Source organism: Streptomyces xylophagus, assembly GCF_000716435.1.
GTDB classification, from domain to species: domain Bacteria; phylum Actinomycetota; class Actinomycetes; order Streptomycetales; family Streptomycetaceae; genus Streptomyces; species Streptomyces xylophagus.
In genome coordinates this window covers 169,761-193,157 of sequence record NZ_JNWO01000002.1, presented here as the reverse complement: position 1 = coordinate 193,157, position 23,397 = coordinate 169,761, and the positions used below count along the sequence as shown (strand labels likewise).

Here is a 23,397-nt window from a genome sequence, read left to right as displayed (position 1 = left end):
TCGTCATGCCGCTCGGCCTCCCTCGCGACAACTCCCGCGACCCGCTCGACACCCCCGCCGGTTCCGACCACCTCGACGAGGTGGAACTGAGGGCGCTGGACGCCCACTGGCGGGCGGCGAACTACCTGGCCGTCGGGCAGATCTACCTCATGTCCAACCCGCTGCTGACCGAGCCCCTGGCACCCGAGCACATCAAACCGCGACTGCTGGGCCACTGGGGCACCTCACCGGGACTGAACCTGGTCCACACCCACCTCAACAGGGTGGTGAAAGCACGGGACTTGGACGCGATCTGCGTCTGGGGTCCCGGTCACGGCGGTCCCGCCGTGGTGGCCAACTCCTGGCTGGAGGGCAGCTACACCGAGACGTACCCGGACATCACGCGGGACACGACCGGCATGGCCCGCCTCTTCCGGCAGTTCTCCTTCCCGGGCGGCATCCCGAGCCATGTCGCACCCGAGACGCCCGGATCGATCCACGAAGGCGGCGAGTTGGGCTACTCCCTCGCGCACGCCTACGGGGCCGCGTTCGACAACCCGGGGCTCCTGGTGGCCTGCGTGATCGGCGACGGCGAGGCCGAGACGGGCCCGCTGGCCGCCTCCTGGCACTCGAACAAGTTCCTCGACCCGGTACGGGACGGTGCCGTCCTGCCGATCCTCCACCTCAACGGCTACAAGATCGCCAACCCGACGGTCCTGGCCCGCATACCGGAACCCGAACTCGACTCCCTGCTAAGGGGATACGGCCACGAGCCCCTCCACGTCACCGGCGACGACCCGCACACCGTCCACCAGGCGATGGCCCGCGCCATGGACGAGGCCCTGGACCGTATCGCCGCCTTCCAGCACAGCGCCCGCACGGAGGGCGCGGCCGAACGCCCGCGCTGGCCCATGATCGTGCTGCGCACCCCGAAGGGCTGGACCGGCCCCGCCGAGGTCGACGGCGTCCCGGTGGAGGGCACGTGGCGGGCCCACCAGGTGCCGCTGCCCGCCGTACGCGAAAACCCGGACCATCTGCGGCAGTTGGAGCAGTGGCTGCGCTCCTACCGGCCCGAGGAACTCTTCGACGAGCACGGCCGCCCCCGGGATCAGGTCCTGGCCTGCGTCCCCGACGGCACCCGCCGCCTGGGCGCCAACCCCCGTACCAACGGCGGTCTGTTGCTGCGCGATCTGCCCCTGCCGCCCCTCGAGAAGTTCGCCGTCCCGGTCGACAAACCCGGTGCGACCACGCACGAGCCGACCCGGGTCCTCGGCGACATGCTGGCGCAGGTGATGGCCGACACGGGCGAGCGGCGCGACTTCCGGCTGGTCGGCCCGGACGAGACAGCCTCCAACCGCCTCCAGGCCGTCTACGAGGCGAGCGGGAAGGCGTGGGAGGCTCAAGTGCTGCCCACGGACGAGCACTTGGAGCGCGGTGGCCGGGTGCTGGAGATCCTCTCCGAACACACCTGTCAGGGCTGGCTGGAGGGCTATCTCCTGACCGGGCGGCACGGCCTGTTCTCCTGCTACGAGGCCTTCGTCCACATCGTCGACTCCATGGCGAACCAGCACATCAAGTGGCTGCGCGTCGCCCGTCGGCTCCCGTGGCGCCGCCCGATCGCCTCCCTCAACTACCTGCTCACCTCGCATGTCTGGCGCCAGGACAACAACGGCTTCTCGCACCAGGACCCCGGCTTCGTCGACCACGTACTCAACAAGTCGCCGGAGGTCGTGCGCGTTTACTACCCGCCGGACGCCAACACCCTTCTGTCCGTGGCGGATCACGTGCTGCGCAGCCGCGACTACGTCAACGTCGTCGTCGCGGGCAAGCAGCCCTGCTTCGACTGGCTGTCCATGGACCAGGCCCGCGTGCACTGCGCCCGGGGTGCCGGGATCTGGGAGTGGGCGGGCACCGAGTCCGACCTGGGCGAGCCCGACGTGGTGCTCGCCTGCGCGGGCGACGTACCCACCCTCGAAGTGCTGGCCGCGGCCTCGCTGCTGCGCCGGCACCTGCCCGACCTCGCGGTACGGGTGGTCAACGTCGTCGACATCGCCCGGCTGCTGCCCGCGGAGGAACACCCGCACGGCATGCCCGACAGCGAGTACGACGCGCTGTTCACCCCCGACAAGCCCATCGTGTTCGCCTACCACGGCTATCCGTGGCTGATCCACCGGCTCGCCTACCGCCGCGCCAACCACGAGCATCTGCATGTGCGCGGCTACAAGGAGGAGGGCACCACCACGACCCCGTTCGACATGGTCGTACGCAACGACCTCGACCGGTACCGGCTGGTCATGGACGTCATCGACCGGGTGCCCGGTCTCGCGGTCCGCGCGGCGGCGGTGCGGCAGCGGATGGTCGACGTCCGCTACCGCCACCACGACTGGATCCGCGCCCACGGGGAGGATCTGCCCGAGGTCGCCGAATGGACCTGGAGTCAGTGACGACCCGGTGACACCGATTCCCGGTCCGGCCGGCGGGGCATGAACCCCGCCGGCCGGTGCACGTCAGTGCGGGAGTCCCTCCGGGTCGGTCGCCCAGCCCGTGTTGGGCTCGGTGGCGAGCCGGAAGTCCAGCCTGCCGCCCTTCAGCGTCAGGGCGGCACCGGTCCACGAGCGGTTGAGGTTCCGGCCGTTGAGGCTTACGGCGTCGACGTACGGGTGGGTGTCGTCGGCGTCGGGTGCGGTGATGACGATGTCCGTGCGGCCCGGCCGGTCCAGGACCGCCTTCGGGAAGAGCGGGGCGCCGAGCAGCAGGTCGGCGCTGCCCGGGGTGCGCGGGTAGATGCCGAGGGCGGAGAGGACGTACCAGGCGGACATGGTGCCGAGGTCGTCGTTGCCGGGGAGGCCCTTGGGGCCGGTGCCGTACGCGGTGTCGAGGATCTGGCGGACGGTCGCCTGGGTCTTCCAGGGCTGTCCGAGGGAGTTGTAGAGCCAAGGGGCGTGGATGTCGGGCTCGTTGGTCGGGTCGTAGCGCAGCGCGTCGCCGCCCCGGACCGACCAGGAACCGTCCGCCGTATGGAAGAAGCCGTCGAGCCGGGTCGCGGCAGCCTCGCGTCCGCCCATCACCTCGGCCAGTCCCGTCACGTCCTGTGGGACCATCCAGACGTACGCGGCGGCCGAGCCCTGTGCGAAGCCGAGATCGCTCGCCGGGTTGAACGGGGTCACCCAGGAGCCGTCGAGGTTGCGGGCCTGGATGTAGCCGGTGGCGGGGTTGAAGACGTTGCGCCAGTAGGCGCCTCGCGCCTCGAAGTCCTTCGCCTCCTCGTCCCGCCCCAGCAGCTTCGCCCACTGCCCGAGGGCGGAGTCGGCGACGGCGTCCTCCAGGGTCTCGGCGGCGCCGCCCCAGCAGTGGCAGGCGTTCTGGGCCGCGTAGTGGGAGGTCAAGTACTGGGCCAGGTTGGGTCGTTGGCCCACGCACTGGCCAGGGCAGCCGGCGTCCGAGAGTTCGTCCGGGTTGGGCACGGTGGCCTGGTGGACCAGGGAGTCGAAGGCGCCCTTGTAGTCGAAGTTGCGTACGCCCATGGCGTAGAAGGTGGCGAGGGTCGCGGCGGACGGGTCACCCGTCATGACGTGGGTGGCGCCGCTGATGTGCACCCAGCGGTCCCAGACTCCGCCGTTCTGTTTCGAGAAGTTGTAGAGCGACTGGGCGAAGTCGCCCGCGACGGTGGGCTTGAGGAGGGCGAGCAGCTGGATCTGGGCGCGGTACTGGTCCCAGCCCGAGAAGTTGCTGTACTGCGCCCGCTGTCCGCGCGCGAGCTTGTGGACGGCCTGGTCCATGCCCCAGTAGCGGCCGTCCGTGTCACTGATCAGGTCGGGCTGCATGAGGGCGTGATAGAGCGCCGTGTAGAAGGTCTGGCGGCGTGCGGGTGTGCCGCCGTCGACGCGTACGGTGCTCAGTTCGCGGTCCCACGCGCGGGCGCCCGCCTCGGCGACGTCGGCCACGCGCGCGTGCGGGGCGATCTCCTGGCGGAGGTTGGTCTCGGCTCCGGTGAGGCTGACGTAGGAGATGCCGAGCCGCATGTGGACATCGTTGTCAGATGTCGTGTCGAAGCCGACCCAGCCGCCGGAACCACGTCCCGCGCGGTCGGCGCCGGTGGCGTATCCCTCGCCTCCGGAGGCGGACGTCGAACCGGGTGACACCGTGCTGTCGTGCCAGGTGCCGACCGAGGAGAAGGCGCGGTCGAAGGAGGCGCTGAAGTAGAGCTTGTAGTAGGTCTTTCGGTTGTTGACGCCGCCGTTGGCGCGGCGCCCGCAGAAGGCTCCGGTGAGGACCCAGCCGGTCACCTTCTGGTGGGCGGTGTCGATGTCGACGTGCGCGTCCTCGCTGCCGTTGAGGGAGTTGGAGGCGCGGAAGAGCAGGCTCGCCGGGCGGTCGGCGGGGAAGGTGAAGTCGGCGACTCCGGCGCGCTTGCTGACGGCCAGGTCGGCGGTGGCGCCGGAGGCGAGGCCGAGGGTGTAGCGGCCGGGGGTGGCCTTCTCGTCGGCGTGCGAGAAGTTGGACGCGTAGACGGCGTCCTTGGTGTCCGCCGACGGTGACGAGGTGACGTCGCCGACGAACGGCATGATCGGCACATCGCCGGCCGCGCCGGGATTGCAGCCGGCGCCGTTGACGTGGGTGAGGCTCAGTCCGCGGATGCGGGTGACGCCGTACTCGTAGCCGTTCGCGGCGCCCGTACTGGTCTGGTCGCCGGTGGTGCTGGTCGGGGACCAGGCGATCATGCCGTACGGGAGGGTGGCGCCGGGGTAGGTGTTGCCGCCGTTGGAGGAACCGATCAACGGGTCGACGAGCGAGGACAGTTCACCGGAGGAGCCGGTCGCCGCGGCGAGGGCGGGGAACGGGGCGGCTGCGGCGAGCGCGGTCGTGACCGCGACGGCCGCGACTCCGACGCCGAACCGTCTTGCCGTGCCCAGTAGTTGGTGACGCATGCGTCAAGTCGCCTTTCGGGGAAGGGACATGGGACGGGACATCGGGCAGAAGTGACAGGGGGCGTCGTGAGGCTAGGAGGCCGCGCGATGGGAGGGAAGAGGCACCCGGGTACGGGTGGTGAAGTGCGGGTGAACGCTTCGCCGTGCGCTTAAGTGGCCCTTAACTGGGGGTTAAGCGGCCTATCTCTTCACGTCTCCGCACCCCCGAAAAACCCCCCCCCCCCGGGGGCCCCCCCCCCCCCCCCCCACACACACACATGACTCCCCGTCATCAGCGCACGCTCGGCCGCCGCAAGCTGCTCTTCGCCCTCGGTGGCGCGGCGGTGGCCGCTCCCGCCGTCGCGGCACTTGCACCGCACGCCCTCGCGGACACAAAGTCCATGGAGACCAGCGCACTTGAGGCCGGCGCGCTCCCGTTGACGCTGGTCAACAACAGCGGTTCGTTCAACAACGCGAACGTGCACGTCTACATCGTCGGGAACGTGGACGGCAAACAGGTGCGGGGCGCTGCCGACGGGACGCTCGCGCCGATAGCGCTCTCGGACAACGGTGCCGACGGTTTCACCGACTACGCGATCAGCCTCGACTCCGGCACGGAGACGACGATTTCGCTCCCGTACCTGTCGGGCCGCATCTACGTCGCACTCGGCGCGAAGCTCAAGTTCAAGGCCGTGGCGGACGGCAACGGCAACCCCGCGCTCCAGTACCCGGCAGGCTGGGTGACCTCCGACCCCAACTACCAAGTCCTGCACGACTGCGCCGAGTTCACGCACAACGCGTCGGGGATGTTCTGCAACACGACGATGGTCGACATGTTCAGCGTGCCCCTGAGCATCCGGCTGACCGGCACCCAGGACCAGACGACGGGCACCCTGCGCGCCGGCGGGCGGGCGTCGGTGTTCGACGCGGTGCGTCAGGTCGAGGCGTTCGCCCCGCTGATCGTGGACGACACCCGGGTGATCGCGCCGGGGCACGGGCTGGACGCGGGCCTGTTCGCGGCGGACTACTTCGCGCCGTACATCGACGAGGTGTGGAGCACCTACACCGGCAAGGACCTGACCGTGACCACGAACGCGGGCGCCTTCACCGGGCGGGTGCGCGCCGACAGGTTCACCTTCACCGGCCCGGCCTCGGTCTCTTTCGCGAAGCCGTCGACGCGGGACGTGCTGTTCTGCGACGGCAACCTGGCCGCCCCGAACGACGGCACCACGGGCCCGGTCGCGGCCGTGCTCGGCGCCGGCTTCAACCGCTCGACGCTCCTGTCGAACCCCGCCCAACCGACCACCGACGCCTCGGAGTTCTACCGCACCGACCTCACGAACCACTACGCGAAGGCGGTGCACGCGGCCACCGCCGACGGCAAGGCCTACGGCTTCGCCTTCGACGACGTGGCGGACTTCGCGTCCTACGTCCAGGACACGGCACCCACAGGGATACGGCTGACGCTCACGCCGTTCTGAAGCCGGAGAGGGCGGGAGCGCGGCCCCCGCCCTCTCTCTTGTTCTGTGTCGCTCAGTTGGACCGCTGCATGCGTCGACGCCACCATGCCAGGCCCGCGCCGATCAGCAGGATGCCCGCCGCGCCCGAGGCCGCCGACGCGGCGATCAGGCCGGTGTTGCGCGTGCCGTTTGCCGAGTCGGTCGGCTGCAGGGCGTTGCCCACCTGGTCGCGGACGCTGTTGCCGCCGGCCGTGCCCTTCGCGAGCGGGCCTCGCGAACCGGCGACGGGTTCGGCCAGGTAGGGGAAGGAGTCGCCGAACTTCTGGTCGTTGGCGTCGACCGCGTCCCCCAAGTCGTTCTTGGCGCCGACCAGTTCGCCCTCGACGGCCTGCAGCGAGATGTCCACGACGTCATCGGTGAGTCGGCGCCCGTTCGGGAAGCCCGCGTTGTCGCCGTCGAGGACACCGAGCCGTTTCGGGTCGGCGGTCGGTTTGATCGAGGTGTTCAGGCGCAGCATCTCCGCCGGTCGCACGTTGGGCGGCTGGTTGAGGCCCTTGACGCCCTTCAGGTAGACATCGACGAGATCGGTGCGCGGTTCGGCAGGCGCCTTGATCTTATAGATGGCCTGCAGAAGCTTCGGCAGTTCGGGATGGGTCACGTTCTTCAGGAACCGGCCGTCGTTCCACGGCGAGGACGCGTTGAACTTGTCCTTGTCCTTCAGGGGGTTGACGACCTCGTTGACCAGCGGGTTGCCCAGACGAGAGACCTGCTCGTAGTAGCCCTGGGCGTTCTTTCGCTGGGTGGTCGACCAGATGCCGACGATCGGCTGCTGTTTCGACTCGGTGATCATGTCGGTGGGCAGTTGCAGGGCGATCGAGTTGACGTTGTAGCCCTTGAGGGTGTCGTTGCCGACCTCGGAGAGGTTCCCGCCGTACAGCAGGTCGAAGACGCGCAGGTCCAGGAAGAACGGATCGTCCGCCTGACCGGCGAACGTCCGCCCTCCGTGGGCGAGTTGACGGACCGCCTGCTTGCGCAGCGTGCTGTAGTCCGGCATCGACGCCTTGCCGACGTTCGACGGGGCCACCGGTACGTCGTCGGCGAGCTTCGTCTTCGACACGAGGCTCTGGTTGTGCAGTTTGAGCAGGTCGATGTCGTAGGTCTGGGTGACGTTCAGGTCCGGGTCGTCCAGGCTGGTGACCGGGCCCGTGTTGTAGAGGAACGTCTTCTTGTTCTTCGTGTGCGTCTTGAAGGTGTAGCGCAGCAGCAACTCACCTTGCGCGTCACCGTTGTTGTCGATGTGGATGTCGTACTGGGCGTCGTCCGCGAACGTGTAGAAGTTCGGGCCGCCCGCCGGATCCTCGAACGGGATCCAGTTCGCGATGATCGTCGTCGTCTCCGGATCGTCCGGACTGACGAAGGCGTACACGTCCGTGTTGTCGTACTTGGGATGCCCCGAGATCAGCGGGGCCTCCCGGTGACTGGAGGCGGAAGCCGCCCCCGGTTCCAGCGTGGTCATGCCGGCGGCTGCGAGTCCCCCGGCGGCCAGCGCACCTGCTACGAGGGTCGCGAGGCTCCTGCGCCTCGCACCGCTCCTGGCGATAGGTGTCATACCGTCCGTCCTCCGTGCCAACTTCCCTGACGCTGGAGGATTCGGAACGGCCACCCCTTGCGGATTGGTGAATATTGACTGATCTGACCGATCTTTCAGTTGATCTAGCGATTTGGCGCTCGGCGTGCGGGGCGGGACCCGTCGTAGGAACGTGGTGGTGTGGCAAAGGTGCGGGGTCTGGTGGCGCGCCGGAACCGGGAGCCGGCCCGGCGGGGCTGGCTGCGGGGCGCGCCGGCGCCGCTGTGGGTGCGGGTGCTGCCGGGTGTGCTGGTCGTCGGGGTGGGCGTGGCGACGCTGGTGAGTCCGAACCCGCTCGACATCGGCTTCGTGCTGGGCGCGATCCCGCCGCTGGCCGGTCTGTCGTACGGCCCGGTGGCGACCGTGCTCTTCGGCGGTCTCAGCATCGCGCTGCTGACCGTCCCGGCCTTCCACCTCGACGATCCGGGCAGTACGGATCTGCTGACGATCTGCTTCGTCGCGTTGCTGAGCGTGTTCATCTCGTTCGTACGGAGTCGGCGCGACGCCCAGCTCGATCTGGAGCGCACGGTCGCCGAGGCCGCGCAGCGGGCCGTCGTGCCGCCGTTGCCGGCGCGGGTGGGGCCGGTGCGGTGTGCTGGGCTGTACCGGGCGGCGCAGCGCGGGACGCTGGTCGGGGGTGACTTCTTCGACGTGCGGGACGGGCCGTACGGCGTGCGGGCGGTGATGGGGGACGTGCAGGGGCACGGACTGTCGGCCGTGGCGACGGTCGCTTCGCTGCTCGGGGCGTTCCGGGAGGCGGTGCTCGACCTGCCGGACCTGGAGTCGGTCGCGGCGCGGCTGGACCGGCGGCTGGTGGTGGACTCGGCGCGGTCGGCGCACGCGGAGCTGTTCGCGACGGCGGTGCTGCTGGAGTTCACCGGGGACGCGGGTGCCGTGCGGATCGTGGCCTGTGGGCATCCGTCGCCGGTGCTACTGCGCGCGGGCCGGGTCACGGAGATCGACGTCGAGGCGTGGACACCACTCGGTCTCGGGCTGGCCGACTCGGGTCCTCTCGCCGGTGTGACCGTGCCGCTGCTGCCCGGGGACCGGCTGTTCCTGGCGTCCGACGGGGTGTGGGAGGCACGGGACGCCGGAGGCGTGTTCTATCCGTTCGCCGACCGGCTGGCCGTGCTCGCCGACGGCGCCTGCGCCGATCTGCCGGAGCGGGTGTGGGCCGATGTTCTGCGGCACTCGGAGGAGATCCGGGACGACGTCACCATGCTCGTCCTGACGCCCGGCGGCTGATGTTCACGCCCCTTCGTGGTCACCCTCCGCGTCGATGTGCGGCAGGATCCGGTCCAGGAAACGGGGTGTCCACCAGGCGTGCCGGCCCAGCAGGGTCATGACCGCGGGCACCATCAGCAGGCGTACCACCGTGGCGTCGATCAGCACGCTGACGGCCAGGCCGAGGCCGAGCATCTTGACCACGATGTTGTCGCTGACGACGAAGGCCGCGAACACGCTGACCATGATCAGCGCGGCACACGTGATGACACGCGCCGTGATCTCCAGGGCGTGGGCGACCGACGCCTCGGCGTCGCCGGTACGCAGCCAGGCCTCGTGGACACGGGAGAGCAGGAAGATCTCGTAGTCCATGCTCAGGCCGAAGATGATCGCGAACATCATCATCGGGACGTAGCTCTCGATGGGGACCTTGCCGGAGACGCCCAGGGCGGGGCCGCCCCAGCCCCACTGGAAGACGGCGACGACGACGCCGTAGGAGGCCGCGATCGAGAGCACGTTGAGGACGGCGGCCTTGAGGGCGACGAGGAGGCCGCGGAACACGGCGAGGATGATCAGGAAGGCCAGGGCGACCACCACGCCGATGATCAGCGGCAGCCGACTCGACACGATGTCGCGGAAGTCGACCTGGGCGGCCGTGGTGCCGGTGACATAGCCCTTGGCGGAGGTGCCGGAGACCGCGGCGGGCAAGGTGTCGTGGACGAGGCGGTTGGTGAGGTCGGTGGTGTCGGCGCTCTGCGGGGACTGCTGGGAGTAGACGGTGCCGACCAGGACGTCACCGTCCTTGGTGGTCGTCAACGGGGTGACCTTGGCGGCGCCCTGCGCCCCGTCGAGGGTCTTCTGGGCCTGGGAGGAGAGGTCCGAGCGCTGGGAGGAGGGGACGCCGGTCTGGTCGATGACGATGGTGAGCGGGCCGTTGGAGCCGGGCCCGAAGGCGTCGGTCATCAGGTCGAAGGCGCGCCGGTCGGTGAACGAGGTGGGGTCGGCGCCGTCGCCGATGTGCCCCAACTGGAGGGAGAACACCGGGATCGCGAGGACGACGACGGCCGCGACACCCGCCGCGAGGAACGTCCAGGGCCGGTGTTCCACGCGTTGTGCGTAGCGGTGCCAGGTGCCGGTGGGTTCGGCGCCCGGCTCGGCGTCGGTCTCGGCGACCGGGCGGCGCACCCGGTAGCGGTCGATCCGTTTGCCGAGGAGCCCGAGCAGGGCGGGGACGAGGGTGAGCGCGCCGATGACCGCCGACACGACCGTCACGGCGGCGGCAAGCCCGAGCAGGCCGATGAAGGGCACGCCGGACACGAACAGTCCGGCGAGCGCGATGATCACGGTGCATCCCGAGACGAGCACGGCCCGGCCGCTGGTGGCCGTGGCCTGTCCGGCGGCGCGCACCGGATCGGCGCCGTTCATGAGGTTCTGCCGGTGACGGGTGATCAGGAACAGGGCGTAGTCGATGCCGACCCCGATGCCGATCATCGTCGCGAGGGTGGGTGACACCGTCGCGAAGGTGAACGCCGCCGCCAGCAGTCCGAGGCAGGCGAGTCCCCCGATCACACTGATCAGCGCGGTCACCAGAGGCATCGCGGCGGCGATCACACTGCCGAAGCCGATCAGCAGGACGACGATCGCCACGGCGAACCCGATGAGTTCGCTGACCCGGTCGTCGGCGGCGGGCCGGGCCAGTTCGCCGAGCGGTCCGCCGTACTCGACCTGGGCCCCGGCGGCGCGCAGCGGCTTCACGGACGTGTCGACGCCGTGGAGGTAGCCGTCACCGAGGGTCGACGGCTGTACGTCGAAGCGGATGGTGATGTAACCGGTCTTCGCGTCGGACGACAGCGGTCCCACGTTCGGACCGGAGGACGTCGGTGTCTGTGCTCCGGGCTGCGGCAGCGGGTTCTGCACCGACAGGACGTGCGGGAGCTTCTGCAGGTCGCCGACCGTCTCGGACATCTGCGAGCTCAGGGAGGTCAGCGCCTTGTCCTTGTCGTGCAGGACGATCTGGCTGCTGTAGCCCCCGGCCGCCGGATCGTGTTCCTTCAGGACCTGCAAACCGTGGTGGGACTGTACGCCGGACAGCGAGAAGTCGTCCGAATAGTCGCCCCCGAAGGACCTGTTGAGGACCTGGAGCGCGGCGAGCGCGACGAGCCAGGCGACGATGACGATCACGAAGTGCCGGGCACACCACTCCCCCAGCCGCCGCAGCACCCCCTTGGCTGCGCCCCCGCTGCCCCCTGCACTGGAATCCGTGGGCGTCATGACCTCGGCCTTTTCCGCCAGGGGACATTTCCGACACCCCCATTAGACGCCCGCGCGATCACTCCGGCATCTCGAGCTCGCGGTCAAGCGGCGGTCATCCCACGTCCCACAGGAACCGGTGCGTGTGGATGCCGAAGTACGGGAACGACTGGACGCTCCTCACCCCTTCGATCGGCCGCACCACGTCGTTCACGAAGTCCAGCAGGTCCCGCTGCCCCGGGGTGACCACCTCGGCGAACAGATCGAACCCGCCGGAGGTCAGCACGGAGTACACCACCTCGTCGCGCAGGGCGAGTTCGTCGGCGACGGCGCGCGGGTCGCCGTCCACCTCGATGCCGAGCATGGCCATGGCCTGCCCTCCCATCGCCATCGGGTCGGTCACCCCGACGACCTGAACCGCCTTGGAATCCAAGAGGCGTTGGAGTCGTTGCCGGGCGGCCGACGCGGACAGCCCGACCTTGGGTCCGAGGTCGGCGTACGCGATACGTCCGTCGGTCTGCAGCTCGCGCAGGATGGCCCGGTCGATGTCGTCCACGACTTGTCCCCAACTCCCTTGTTCAGCTTGCCAGTTCGGCGAGCGCGTCGGCGAAGACCCGGGTGTGGGTGTCGACGTCCTGCTCGGTGGTGTCGGGGCACATCAGCGCCATGCTGTGGAACGGGGTGAGCAGGATGCCCCGGTTGGCGAGGTAGAGGTGGAGGAAGTCCTCCAACTCCGGGTCGCCGGCCGCTTCGGACTCGGTGCCGGTGCGCGGGGCCGGGGACGCGAATCGGTACTCGCTGCGAGCGCCGAGGCGGCTCACCGTCCAGGGCAGCGCGTGGGCGTCGATTCCCTCCTGCACACCGGCGGCGAAGCGTTCGGAGAGTTTCGTCATGTGGGCGAACGCCTCGTCGGTCAGGACGTGTTCGAGTGTGGCGCGCATCGCGGCGACGGACAGCGCGTTGCCCGCGAGGGTGCCGCCGACGCCGCCCATGTCGACCAGGTCGAGGTCGGCGCGGCCGAGCAACCGGTCGGCGAGTTCGACGGAGAGGCCGTAGGCACCTGCCGGGATGCCGCCGCCGATCGCCTTGCCGATGGTGAGCAGATCGGGTTCGAGGTCCCAGGCGGCGGTGCAGCCGCCCGGGCCGGCGGAGAAGGTATGGGTCTCGTCGATGATGAGCAACGTGCCGTATCGCCTGGTGAGTTCGCGCACTGCGGCCAGGTAGCCGGGCTCGGGCAGCACGATGCCGATGTTGGTGAGCGCGGGTTCCATGAGGACGGCGGCGACGTCACCGTGCGCCAACTCCCGTTCCAGCTGGGCCGGATCGTTGAACTCGGCAACGCGACTGGTGAGGGTGACATCGCAGGGGGCGCCGACGTTGCCGGGTCGGGCCGCACCCTGCCCGTCCGGTCCTACGACGATGAGCGACTCGTCGACGCTGCCGTGGTAGCTGTAGCTGTTCACCAGGATCTTGGGGCGGTCGGTGACGGCCCGGGCGAGTCGGATCGCCCAGCGGTTGGCGTCGGTCGCGGTGAGCGAGAAGCTCCAGCGGGCGAGTCCGAAGCGGCGGGTGAGTTCGGCGCCGACCCACTCGGCGTCCTCCGTGGGCAGCATGGCCGTAGCACCGCCCTGTTCGGCGAACCGACGTTGCACCGCCTCGGCCACCACCGCGGGCGAGTGGCCGGCCATGGCTCCGGTGTCGCCGAGGCTGAAGTCGATGTACTCGTGACCGTCGATGTCGGTGACGCGGGCGCCCCGGGCGGTGTCGAGGTAGCGGGGAAAGGCTCCGGCGGTCTTGTTCATCCAGGTCATCGGCACGCGCCCGAAGAGGTGCTCGGCTCGGTCGTAGGCGGCCTTCGAGCGCGGGTTGCGCCGCTCGGCCTCGGCGCTCTCCCGGGCGAGCAGGTCCTGCAGGCGAGTGCGGTCCATGGGATATCCCGGTGATGTCGGCGACGGATTGTCCGGACGATACGACCGAAAGCTACGCACGAGCAAGACACCACCACTGAATCAGCTGTTTCGACGATCGATTCGCGCTTTAGTCCCGTTGGGACATAAGTCTCGCCGGGCCTCATGTCCCATTGGGACATCATGGGTGTACGGTCGAAGGCATGAAGGCAATGGAGCCCCCCGCCGATCCCGTCGACCGACGGCAGCGAAAGGCGCGGCAGACCCGTAACGCGCTGGCCACCGCCGCCGTGGACCTGATCCTGGAGCACGGCCTGGCCGCGACCACCGTCGAGGAGATCGCGGAGCGCGCGGATGTCACGCGGCGTACCTTCAGCCGGCACTTCACCGGCAAGGAGGACGCGGCGCTCGACTTCGTCCGGGGCGACGGCGACCGCATCAACGCCCTGCTGCGCACCCGCCCGGCCGCCGAACCGCCCCTGCTGGCCTATCGCAGGGCCGTGCGCGACTGGCTCGCCGACCGGGAGAACCCGGCCTGGCACCTACGGCCGCGCATGCGGCGGCTGTTGGCGCTGGTGGACCGTGAGCCCGCCCTGTTCGCCGCCTACGAACGCATCCGGGTCGACGCCCAGGAGGAGTCGATCCGCATCCTCGCCGACCGGCTCGGCACCGACGACGTCCGGGACGTGCGCCCGGCCGTCGTGGTCGACGCCGCCGCCGGAGTCCTCACGGCCGCCCTGCGCATCTGGGCGCGCCGCGCGGACGAGCACGACTCGGGAGCCGCAGACCTCGCCGCCCTGGTGGAGCAGGCCTACGACGCCCTGATCGGGGAGGCCGTGGACGCGGCCTCCCGCAGCACTACCGAACAGTGAGCACACCATGAGCACCCTCACCGACTACGCGACCGAGTTCTCCGGCAGGACCGCCCTCGTCACCGGCGCCGCCTCCGGCATCGGCCTGGCCACCGCCCGCCGCCTCGGCGCCGGCGGCGCGAACGTCGTCATCGCCGACTACAACGCCGAAGGCGCCGAACAGGCCGCCGCCGACCTGAAGGCAGAGGGCATCAAGGCCGCCGCCGTCGCGCTGGACGTGACCCGACCCGAGTCCGTCGAGGCGGCGGTCCGCTTCGCCGTCGACACCTTCGGCGGACTCGACCTGGCCGTGAACAACGCCGGAATCGGCGGCCCGAGCGCGCCGACCGGTGAGTACGACATCGAGGCCTACGACCGGGTCGTCCGCACCAACCTGGACGGCGTCTTCTACTCGCTGCGCCACGAACTCCCGGTCATCGAGGCCGCGGGCACGGGCGGCGCGATCGTCAACGTCTCCTCCATCCTCGGCTCGGCGGGCTTCGCCGGTTCCTCCGCGTACGTCGCCGCCAAGCACGGCGTGGTCGGCCTGACGAAGACCGCTGCCGCCGAGTACGCGTCGAAGAACATCCGCGTCAACGCGGTCGGTCCCGGCTTCATCGAGACCCCGCTGCTCCAGGGCATGGACAGGGCCGCCTACGACGGTCTCGTCGCCCTGCACCCCGCCGGGCGCCTCGGCCGCCCCGAGGAGGTCGCCGAGCTGATCGTCTTCCTGCTCTCCGAGCGCGCCTCGTTCGTGCACGGCAGCTACCACCTGGTCGACGGCGCCTACACCGCCGTCTGAGCGCGGAAAGGAATCGGAACATGAAGGCCCTTCAGTACCGCACGATCGGCGCCGCCCCCGAGGTGGTCACGGTCCCCGACCCCGAACCCGGCCCGGGCCAGGTCCTGTTGAAGGTCACCGCCGCCGGCGTCTGCCACTCCGACATCGCCGTGATGAGCTGGCCCGCCGAGAGTTTCCCGTACGACCTTCCGCTCACCCTGGGCCACGAGGGCGTCGGCACGGTGGCCGCGCTGGGTGCCGGTGTCACCGGTGTCCAGGAGGGCGACTCGGTCGCGGTGTACGGGCCTTGGGGCTGCGGCACCTGCGCCAAGTGTGCCGAAGGCAAGGAGAACTACTGCCTGCGGGCGGCCGAACTGGGCATCCACCCGCCGGGGTTGGGCGCGCCCGGCGCCATGGCCGAGTACCTGCTCGTGGACGACGTCCGGCACCTGATCCCGCTCGACGGGCTGGACCCGGTCGCGGCGGTCCCGCTGACGGACGCGGGCCTCACCCCGTACCACGCGATCAAGCGCGCGCTGCCCAAGCTGGTGCCGGGCTCGACGGCGGTGGTCATCGGCACGGGCGGCCTCGGCCATGTGGCGATCCAGTTGCTGCGGGCCATGACGTCGGCGCGGGTGATCGCGCTGGACCTGAGCGAGGACAAGCTGCGGCTCGCCCGTGAAGTCGGCGCGCACGAGGCGGTGTTGTCGGATGCGAACGCCGCCGCGGTGGTCCGTGAACTCACCGGGGGCATCGGCGCGGAGGCGGTCTTCGACTTCGTCGGCGCGGAGCCCACGGTCAGGACGGCCGGTGCGGTCGCGGCCGTCGAGGGTGAGGTGGCGATCGTCGGTATCGGCGGCGGGGCGCTGCCCGTCGGCTTCGGCCACCTGCCCTTCGAGGTGTCCGTCCACGCCCCCTACTGGGGCAGCCGAAGCGAACTCGTCGAGGTTCTCGCGCTGGCCCGGTCCGGTGCCGTGTCCGTCCACACGGAGACGTTCTCGTTGGACGAGGCTCCGCTGGCGTACGAGCGGCTGCACGCGGGGAAGATCAACGGGCGTGCGGTGATCCTGCCGAACGGCTGATCACTGGCGGCGGGTGGAGCAAGTCCCGCCCGATCGCCGGGAGTTCCGCTACGCCCGTCAGACGCATCGTCTCGACGAGTTCCGCCGTCAGCTCCCCGATCAGGCGGGTGACGCCCTCGGCACCGGCCAGGGTGAGCGCCCACAGCGCCGGGCGGCCGACGAACACCGCGCGGGCCCCGAGGGCGAGCGCGGCGAAGACGTGGGTGCCGCGCCGCAGTCCGCCGTCCACGTACACCTCGGCGCCCGTCCCGGTGACCGCGTCGACGACCTCCGGCAACGCCCAGGCGGTCGGCACCAGTCCGTCGAGCTGACGGCCGCCGTGGTTGGAGACGATCAGCGCGGCGGCGCCCGCGTCCACGAAGGCGCGGGCGTCGTCGCCGCGCAGCACGCCCTTGACGACGACTGGCAGCCCTGTGAGGTCGCCCAGCCAACCGATGACGTCCGGCGTCAGATCGGGGGCGTGCTCGGCGGCCTCCCGGTCGGGGATGCCGGTGACGTTGCCGTAGAGGTCCTCCGGCCCCACGAAGTCGGCGACATGCGCGCCCGGTTGGCCGTGGGAGCCGATGACGGGTGTGTCGGCGGTCAGCACGACCGCCCGGGCCCCGGCGGCTACGGCCCGCTGGAGCGTCTCCTCGGTGAGAGAGCGGTCCCGGGCCACGTACACCTGCGCCCACCACGGCGCGCCCGAGGGTTCGAGGGCGGAGAACGGGACCGCCGTGTTCGAGGTCACCGCGAGCAGCGAGCCCGCACCGGCCGCGCCGAACGCGGTGGCCGCCTCGCCGTCGGGATGGGCTCGGCGTTGCAAGGTGCTCGGGGCGATCAGGACGGGAGTGCCGACTGCCGTGCCCAGTACGGTCGTTGCGGTGTCGCAGCGGGAGACGTCCCGCAGGATGTGGGGGCGCAGGCGGAACCCGTCCCAGGCCGGGGCGGCCTCGGCGGCGCTGAGGCCCTGGCCCGCGCCTCTGCGGAAGTAGGCGTGGATCTCCGGTGGCAGGAGATCGGCCGCCGCTTCCTCGATGCCGTCCAGCCAGCGCGCCACGCCCGTCACACCGCTCCCCCTCCGTGCGTGATGCACCGACCCTAACGGGTCAACTCTCTTTCCCCACACGCCATTTCAGACACTTGGCGCAGAAGTGAACAGAGGCCGGTCAGTTTCGAAGGGAAGTCCGGTTACACCGTGCGAGAGCGGTCGATGACGGTGTGTACTGTGCTCCGGGCACCCCGCCTGAGGGGCCCGGACTCAGCCCTGCCCGACTTCGCTTGGACTCGATTTCGATGACCGAATTACCGGACCTGGTGGTCGGCGCTCTCGGCGCCGGCACGCTGTCCGCGCTGGTGCTCGGCGCCGGGCTGCTGCGGTCACGGCGTCAACGTGCCCTGCAGCGCGAGGAGATCGCCGCTCTGCGGGACCGACTGGACGGTGTTCAGGCGGCGTTGGCGGCCGAGGTCGAGCATCTCGCGGCGCAGCGGGTCCCGGCCGCCGCACGGCAGTTGACGCATGCGCGGGTCGCCGTGCCGGGTCCGGCGCAGCCGCAGTTCATCGGTTCGCCGCTCGGGATCGCCCTCGAGAACGTGCTGAACTCGCTGCGCTCGGAACTCTCCGCGCAGCGCACCCGCATCGACGCCGCCGCGCAGGCCGGGATGCGCGGGGCCACCCGCGAGATCCAGGCCGCGCTGTACCGGTTGCAGGACGCCCTGCGCACGCTCCAACAGCGTTACGACGACCCCGAGTTGACGCAGACCCTGTTCGCACTGGACCACGAGAACGAGCAGTCGCTGCGCCGGGCGCAGGTCGCGGCCGTCGTCTGCGGGGCGTGGGTCGGACTCGCGCGCGAGGAGTCGCACCTCGTGGAGGCGGTGACCGGCGGCCAGGCACGGCTCGCCGGCTACCACCGGGTGCGGGTGCACAACCATCTCGAAGCCGGTACCGCGCTCGTCTCGCACGCCGTCGAACCGGTCGCGATCATCGTCGCCGAACTCCTCGACAACGCGCTGCGGCACTCCGCCCCCGACACCGACGTCGTGGTCAACCTGGAGCACGTGCATCACGGTGCCTGCGTCACCGTCGACGACGCGGGGCTCGGCATGACGCAGGACGAACGCGACCACGCCCGGCGGATGGTGGCCGGTTCCGACCCGATCCTGCTCACCGATCTGGGCGACCCGCCCCGCATGGGGTTCGCCGCGATCGGCCGGCTGACCCGGCAGTTCGACCTCGGCGTAGACGTGTCCTCGCCGTCCCCGTACGGCGGCGTGCGCGCGGTCCTGCGGATCGACAGCCATCTCCTCAGCCGGATCGACCCCGAGCAGCAACCGCCCGCCGCCAGCGCCCCACGCTCGACCCGCGGAGCCTCCGCACCCACCCGCTCGCCCGCGCCGACCCACTCCTACGGCTCCGAGCGCGACGAGCGGGCCGTGGCCGACGTGGCCGGGCATCAGGCCGTACCCGATGCCGGCGGTCTGCCGCGGCGGCGTCGCCGCACCCCGGTCACCGCGCCGGCCGCACCGGCCGTGCCGGAGGCCCGACTGCCGGAGCGCCGCCCGGAGGAGGCCGCCGCCGCACTCGGCGCCCTGCAGTCCGGCACCGCCGCCGCGCGCGCCGCGAGTGAGGGCGCCGGGGCCGCCGTAGGAGAAACAGCCGTAGTTCCAGAGGCAGTTGCAGCGCACGACATCGATCAGAACGACTATGAGGGGGGAGCGGCTAGATGATCAGCCGCGATGGGGGCGACACGGCATGGGTGCTCGATCCGATCCTGGAGGTGCCGCATGTGGTGGCCGCGGTGCTGTTGACCCGGGACGGGCTGGTGCGGGGGTACACCGACGCGCTGTCCCAGGCCTCGGGCGAGCGGGTGGCGGCCATCACCAGCACCGTGCAGGGAGCGTGCCGTACGGCCGCCGCCGCGTTCGCCGACCGGGAACGGGCCGAGATACGGCAGGTGGTCATCGAGTCGGACCACGGGTACGTCCTCATCGTGCCCACGGATCACGGGACGTGTGTGGCGGCCTACGGCGACAGTGAAGTGCGGCTGGATCTGCTCGCGCACCGGGTGCACTCGCAGGTGGCCCGGCTGGGTGAGAAGGCGATGTCCGCCGCCGCGCGGGGAGTTGACGGCGGCGCGCCGGCATGACGGGCCGTCGCGGCGGCCGTCCTCTGGTCCCCGCGTATCTGTCGACAGGCGGTGTGGCCCGCCCGAGCCGCCCCCAGTTGGAGCGGTTGACGGTGCTCTCCGGCAGCGGCGAGCTTGCCCCGGCCGGTCTGCCCGCGGCTCAACTCGCCCTGCTGGACGCCCTGCGCGGCGGTTCGCTGACGGTGATGGAGGCGGCGGCCCTGCTGGAGCTTCCGGTCTCCGCGGTGCGGGTGCTGGCCGCCGGTCTCGTCGACCGGAGCCTGGTGCTCGCCCGTGCCCCGATCCCGCCCGCCGAACGCTTCGACCCCGACCTGCTGAAGAGAGTGGCCGATGGCCTACGCGCCCTCAAGCACAACTAGCGGCATCCATCTGCCGGACACCGCCCGCGAGTTGGTCAAGATCCTGATCGCCGGTCCGTTCGGGGTGGGCAAGACGACCCTGATCGACTCGGTGTCCGAGATCCGGCCGCTGCACACCGAGGAGCGGCTCTCCGAGGCGTCCGTCCCCGTCGACGACCTCGACGGGGTGCGGGAGAAGTCGACGACGACCGTCGCCATCGACTTCGGGCGGATCAGCCTGCCGGGCGGCATCGTGCTGTATCTGTTCGGCACGCCCGGGCAGGAGCGGTTCCGGGCGCTGTGGGAGGACATCTCGTACGGCGCGCTCGGGGCGCTCGTCCTGGTCGACAGCCGCCGGATCGACGCCTCGTTCGACGTGCTCGGGCTGGTGGAGGAGAGCGGGCTGCCGTACGCCGTCGCCTTCAACTCCTTCCCGGACGCGCCCCGGCACCACACCGAGGAGCAGCTGCGGGCAGCCCTGGACCTGGAGCCCGGCACACCGCTGGTGACCTGTGACGCCCGCGACGCGAACTCCTCGATCGACGCGCTGCTCGCCCTGGTCCAGCATCTGATCGACCGCGACCCTCCGGAGCGCCGGTGACCACCACTTCCCCCGTCGGCCCCACCCGACCCGTCCGCCTGTGGGAGGACGGCTTCGCGCTGGACCCCTACGGCTACTACGCCGCCCTGCGCGCCCAGGGCCCGGTCGGCTGGGCCGAACTCGCCCCGGGCGTACCGGCGTACGTGGTCACCGAGCGGCAGGCCGCGCTGGATCTGCTGCGCGACACCGACACGTTCTCGCACGATCCCCGGCCGTGGGAGACGACCGTCGCAGAGGACTCACCGGTCCTCGGGATGATGCGCTGGCGGCCCAACTCCCTGTTCGCGGACGGCGCCGCGCACGTCCGCTACCGTGCCTCGCTGATCGACACCTTCGACCGGATCGAGCCGCACGACCTGCGGGCCCGGGTGCACCGCGCGGTGCACGCGCTGGTGAGCCGGATCGGACCGCGTGGACAGGCCGATCTGGTGGGCGAGTTCGCGCGGCCGTTGATGGCGATGGTGTTCAACAGCCTGTTCGGACTGCCCGACAACCAGAGCGCGCGGCTGGACCGCGCACTGGGCATGATGATGGAGGGCGGCGCCCAAGCAGCCGAGGGCGAGGCCGAGTTCGGCGGTTACGTCCTCGAACTGATCGCCGCCAAGGCCGAGTCCCGCGGCGACGACCTGCCGAGCTGGCTCCTCGACCATCCGGCCGGGCTGACCCCGGAGGAGGTCGCCTGGCAGGTGTTCCTCACCCTCGGCGCGGGCCACGAGCCCACCGCCAACCTGGTGTCCAACGCCCTGTCCCGCATCCTCGGCACCTCGGTCTACTACTCCACGCTGACCAGCGGCGCCCGCCCGATCATGGACGCCGTGGCGGAGGTACTGCACCACGAGACACCGCTCGCCAACTACGGCATCCACTACGCCCGTTCGCCCGTCACGTTCCACGGCGCGTGGATCAGGCCCGCGATCCCGGTCGTCGTCTCGTACGGTGCGCTCGCGCACTTCGCCGAGCAGGAGGTCGTCACCGGCCGGCACCCGAAGGACGCCTCGCACCTGTCGTGGTCGGCGGGGCCGCACGCCTGCCCGGTCAAGCAGCACACGCTGCTCATCGCGACGGAGGCGATCGAGCGGCTCACGCTGTGGCTGCCCGACCTCGAACCGGTCGTACCGCGTGCGGAGTTGACCTGGCGTCCCGGTCCCTTCCATCGCTCGCTCACGTCGCTGCCCGTCCGGTTCAGCCCCCGCTCCCCCGACCAGCCAGGAGACCTGTCGTGACCGTGTCCGACCGCATCGCCCTCGACCCGTTCGGCGCCGACATGGCCGCCGAGAGCGCCAAGCTGCGTGCCCTCGGCCCGATCGTGCCCGTCGAGTTGCCCGGCGGCATCCCCGCCTGGGCCCCCACCGGCTACGACACCCTCAAGGAACTGATCCTCGACCCGCAGGTCAGCAAGGACCCCCGGCTGCACTGGAACCTGTGGCCCGAGATCGGCGAACACCCCTCCTGGGGCTGGGTGTTGGGCTGGGTCGGCGTGATCAACATGCTCTCCACCTACGGCACCGACCACGCACGCCTGCGCAAACTCGTCGCGCCGAGCTTCACGCACCGCCGCACCGAGGCGATGCGGGCCCGGGTGGAGGCCATCACGGCGGAACTGCTCGACGCGGTCGCGGCCGACGACGCCGAGGTGGTCGACATCAAGGCCGCCCTCGCCCACCCGCTGCCGATGCGGATCATCTGCGAACTGTTCGGTGTGCCGGACGAGTTGGTCGGTGACACCGGGCGGCTGATCGCGGCCATCATGGACACCTCGGACCCGTCTCCGGAGCACGCGACGTTCGTCCAGCAGCAGATCGGCACGGTGCTGCCCGCGCTGATCGCCCACCGCAGCGAGCACCCCGGCGACGACCTCACCACCGAGCTTATCCGGGTACGGGACGAGGACGGCGACCGGCTCAGCGACGAGGAACTGCTGTACACACTGCTGCTGGTGATCGGCGCGGGCTTCGAGACGACGGTCAATCTGATCGGCAACGCGATCGTCGCCCTGCTCAAGCGACCCGAGCAGCTGGCCGACGTGCGCGCCGGGAGGATCAGCTGGGACGCGGTCGTCGACGAGACCCTGCGCGTCCACCCGTCCATCGCGTCGCTGCCGCTCCGGTTCGCCGTCAGTGACCTCACCGTCGGCGACGTCACCGTCCCGGCCGGGGATGCCATCATCACGACGTTCGCCGCGGCCGGGCTCGACCCCGCGCACTACGGCCCCGACGCGGACGTCTTCGACGCGGGCCGCGGCGCCGACGACCATCTGTCGTTCGGTATCGGCGTGCACCGCTGCATCGGCGCGCCGCTCGCCCGTGTGGAGGCCCTGACCGCGCTGCCCGCGTTCTTCGACCGCTTCCCGGACGCCCGGCTCGCCGTCGACGCGGACGAGCTGCGCCAGGTGCCGTCGTTCATCGCGTTCGGCTGGCAGGAGGTGCCGGTGCGGCTGCACGGCTGAGCCGCACAAGCAGCGAACCGCCCCGCCGCGGCCCCGGAGGCGGGCCGCGGGCGGAGCCGGTCCTGCCCGGGTTCGGGGGAGAGACCCGAGCGCTCTCGTCGGCTTCCCCTGATTCGCCGGGGTACACCCGCCGGATCGACCGCCGGCGACAGGCCCGCGCGGCGGCCCGCGCGGGCACGGCATAAGCTCGGCGGGTGGCCAAGTACTTCGACGTGCATCCGGACAACCCGCAGCCCCGCACCATCTCCCAGGTCGCGGACAGTGTGCGCTCGGGTGCGCTGATCGCGTACCCGACCGACTCCTGCTACGCGCTGGGCTGCCAGCTGGGCAACCGTGAGGGCATGGAACGGATCCGTACGATCCGGCACCTGAACGACCGGCACCACTTCACGCTGGTGTGCCAGAACTTCGCCCAGCTGGGCCAGTTCGTGCACATCGACAACGACGTGTTCCGCGCCATCAAGGCCTCCACACCCGGCAGTTACACGTTCATCCTCCCCGCGACGAAGGAGGTGCCGCGCCAGTTGCTGAACACGAAGAAGAAGACCGTGGGCGTCCGCATCCCCGACCACGTCGTCACCCAGGCGCTGCTCGCCGAGCTGGGCGAGCCGCTGCTCTCCAGCACCCTGCTCCTGCCCGACGAGGAGGAGCCGATGACCCAGGGCTGGGAGATCAAGGACCGGCTCGACCACGTGGTGGACGCGGTGGTCGACTCCGGGGACTGCGGCACGGAACCGACGACCGTCATCGACTTCTCGAACGGCGAGGCCGAGATCGTCCGCAAGGGCGCGGGCGACACCTCCCGCTTCGAGTGAC

At 70.7% G+C, this 23,397-nt stretch carries 19 protein-coding genes; 13 read left to right on the top strand and 6 right to left on the bottom strand.

Features of this window, described 5'->3' with window-relative positions:
- Positions 1-5 precede the first annotated feature (5 nt).
- Positions 6-2,423 carry a phosphoketolase family protein gene (locus OO70_RS04355; RefSeq protein ID WP_043665312.1) on the top strand — a complete coding sequence of 806 codons (2,418 nt, stop codon included), beginning with the start codon at positions 6-8 and terminating at the stop codon, positions 2,421-2,423.
- A gap of 63 nt (positions 2,424-2,486) precedes the next feature.
- Here the strand turns inward: OO70_RS04355 and OO70_RS04350 are convergent, their stop codons facing one another.
- A complete protein-coding gene (locus tag OO70_RS04350) occupies positions 2,487-4,907 on the bottom strand; it encodes a GH92 family glycosyl hydrolase (RefSeq protein ID WP_051740636.1) in 2,421 nt (806 codons plus the stop codon).
- A 257-nt stretch (positions 4,908-5,164) separates the two neighbouring features.
- On the opposite strand from OO70_RS04350, the gene OO70_RS04345 reads away from it, so the two are divergent.
- Positions 5,165-6,367 (top strand): beta-1,3-glucanase family protein, encoded by a 1,203-nt coding sequence (locus OO70_RS04345; RefSeq protein ID WP_043664255.1) that lies wholly within the window; start codon positions 5,165-5,167, stop codon positions 6,365-6,367.
- 52 nt (positions 6,368-6,419) lie between these two features.
- On the opposite strand, the gene OO70_RS04340 is transcribed toward OO70_RS04345, so the two are convergent.
- On the bottom strand, positions 6,420-7,955 hold the full coding sequence (locus OO70_RS04340; protein ID WP_043664252.1) for a DUF4331 domain-containing protein: 1,536 nt from the start codon (positions 7,953-7,955) through the stop codon (positions 6,420-6,422).
- Positions 7,956-8,135: 180 nt separating this feature from the next.
- Here OO70_RS04340 and OO70_RS04335 point away from each other — a divergent pair, with 180 nt between their 5' ends.
- Positions 8,136-9,218, top strand: a complete 1,083-nt coding sequence (locus OO70_RS04335) for a PP2C family protein-serine/threonine phosphatase (protein WP_407702740.1) — start codon at positions 8,136-8,138, stop codon at positions 9,216-9,218.
- A 3-nt stretch (positions 9,219-9,221) separates the two neighbouring features.
- Here OO70_RS04335 and OO70_RS04330 read toward each other — a convergent pair whose 3' ends face one another.
- The 3 genes from OO70_RS04330 to OO70_RS04320 form a co-directional block, all read right to left on the bottom strand.
- On the bottom strand, positions 9,222-11,468 hold the full coding sequence (locus OO70_RS04330) for an MMPL family transporter (protein ID WP_043664250.1): 2,247 nt from the start codon (positions 11,466-11,468) through the stop codon (positions 9,222-9,224).
- Positions 11,469-11,562: 94 nt separating this feature from the next.
- On the bottom strand, positions 11,563-12,003 hold the full coding sequence (locus OO70_RS04325) for an Lrp/AsnC family transcriptional regulator (RefSeq protein ID WP_043664247.1): 441 nt from the start codon (positions 12,001-12,003) through the stop codon (positions 11,563-11,565).
- Positions 12,004-12,025: 22 nt separating this feature from the next.
- Complete coding sequence (locus tag OO70_RS04320) at positions 12,026-13,375, bottom strand: transaminase (RefSeq protein WP_043664245.1); 1,350 nt, start codon at positions 13,373-13,375, stop codon at positions 12,026-12,028.
- A 182-nt stretch (positions 13,376-13,557) separates the two neighbouring features.
- Here OO70_RS04320 and OO70_RS04315 point away from each other — a divergent pair, with 182 nt between their 5' ends.
- The 3 genes from OO70_RS04315 to OO70_RS04305 are packed head-to-tail and all read left to right on the top strand — an operon-like array spanning position 13,558 to position 16,068.
- Positions 13,558-14,226 carry a TetR/AcrR family transcriptional regulator gene (locus OO70_RS04315; RefSeq protein WP_043664242.1) on the top strand — a complete coding sequence of 223 codons (669 nt, stop codon included), beginning with the start codon at positions 13,558-13,560 and terminating at the stop codon, positions 14,224-14,226.
- A gap of 7 nt (positions 14,227-14,233) precedes the next feature.
- Positions 14,234-15,007 carry an SDR family NAD(P)-dependent oxidoreductase gene (locus OO70_RS04310; RefSeq protein WP_043664239.1) on the top strand — a complete coding sequence of 258 codons (774 nt, stop codon included), beginning with the start codon at positions 14,234-14,236 and terminating at the stop codon, positions 15,005-15,007.
- 20 nt (positions 15,008-15,027) lie between these two features.
- A complete protein-coding gene (locus OO70_RS04305; RefSeq protein WP_043664236.1) occupies positions 15,028-16,068 on the top strand; it encodes an NAD(P)-dependent alcohol dehydrogenase in 1,041 nt (346 codons plus the stop codon).
- Here the strand turns inward: OO70_RS04305 and OO70_RS04300 are convergent.
- On the bottom strand, positions 16,034-17,116 hold the full coding sequence (locus OO70_RS04300; protein WP_043664233.1) for an alpha-hydroxy acid oxidase: 1,083 nt from the start codon (positions 17,114-17,116) through the stop codon (positions 16,034-16,036). The genes OO70_RS04305 and OO70_RS04300 overlap by 35 nt on opposite strands.
- Positions 17,117-17,343: 227 nt before the next feature.
- On the opposite strand from OO70_RS04300, the gene OO70_RS04295 reads away from it, so the two are divergent.
- The 7 genes from OO70_RS04295 (at position 17,344) to OO70_RS04265 (ending at position 23,396) form a co-directional block, all read left to right on the top strand.
- Positions 17,344-18,777: an ATP-binding protein gene (locus OO70_RS04295; RefSeq protein WP_043664231.1), complete on the top strand. Its 1,434-nt coding sequence runs from the start codon at positions 17,344-17,346 to the stop codon at positions 18,775-18,777.
- On the top strand, positions 18,774-19,196 hold the full coding sequence (locus OO70_RS04290; RefSeq protein ID WP_043664229.1) for a roadblock/LC7 domain-containing protein: 423 nt from the start codon (positions 18,774-18,776) through the stop codon (positions 19,194-19,196). Before OO70_RS04295 ends, OO70_RS04290 begins: the two co-directional genes overlap by 4 nt.
- Complete coding sequence (locus OO70_RS04285) at positions 19,193-19,555, top strand: DUF742 domain-containing protein (protein WP_043664226.1); 363 nt, start codon at positions 19,193-19,195, stop codon at positions 19,553-19,555. The genes OO70_RS04290 and OO70_RS04285 overlap by 4 nt, the downstream gene beginning before the upstream one ends.
- Entirely contained in the window at positions 19,527-20,135 is a 609-nt protein-coding gene (locus OO70_RS04280; protein WP_043664223.1) for a GTP-binding protein, read from the top strand. The genes OO70_RS04285 and OO70_RS04280 overlap by 29 nt, the downstream gene beginning before the upstream one ends.
- The gene (locus OO70_RS04275; protein WP_043664221.1) at positions 20,132-21,358 is read left to right on the top strand and encodes a cytochrome P450 family protein; all 1,227 of its coding nucleotides are present in this window, start codon (positions 20,132-20,134) and stop codon (positions 21,356-21,358) included. The genes OO70_RS04280 and OO70_RS04275 overlap by 4 nt, the downstream gene beginning before the upstream one ends.
- Positions 21,355-22,581 (top strand): cytochrome P450 family protein, encoded by a 1,227-nt coding sequence (locus OO70_RS04270; protein ID WP_043664219.1) that lies wholly within the window; start codon positions 21,355-21,357, stop codon positions 22,579-22,581. The genes OO70_RS04275 and OO70_RS04270 overlap by 4 nt, the downstream gene beginning before the upstream one ends.
- A gap of 194 nt (positions 22,582-22,775) precedes the next feature.
- Complete coding sequence (locus tag OO70_RS04265) at positions 22,776-23,396, top strand: L-threonylcarbamoyladenylate synthase (protein WP_043664216.1); 621 nt, start codon at positions 22,776-22,778, stop codon at positions 23,394-23,396.
- The last annotated feature ends 1 nt before the right edge of the window (position 23,397 follow it).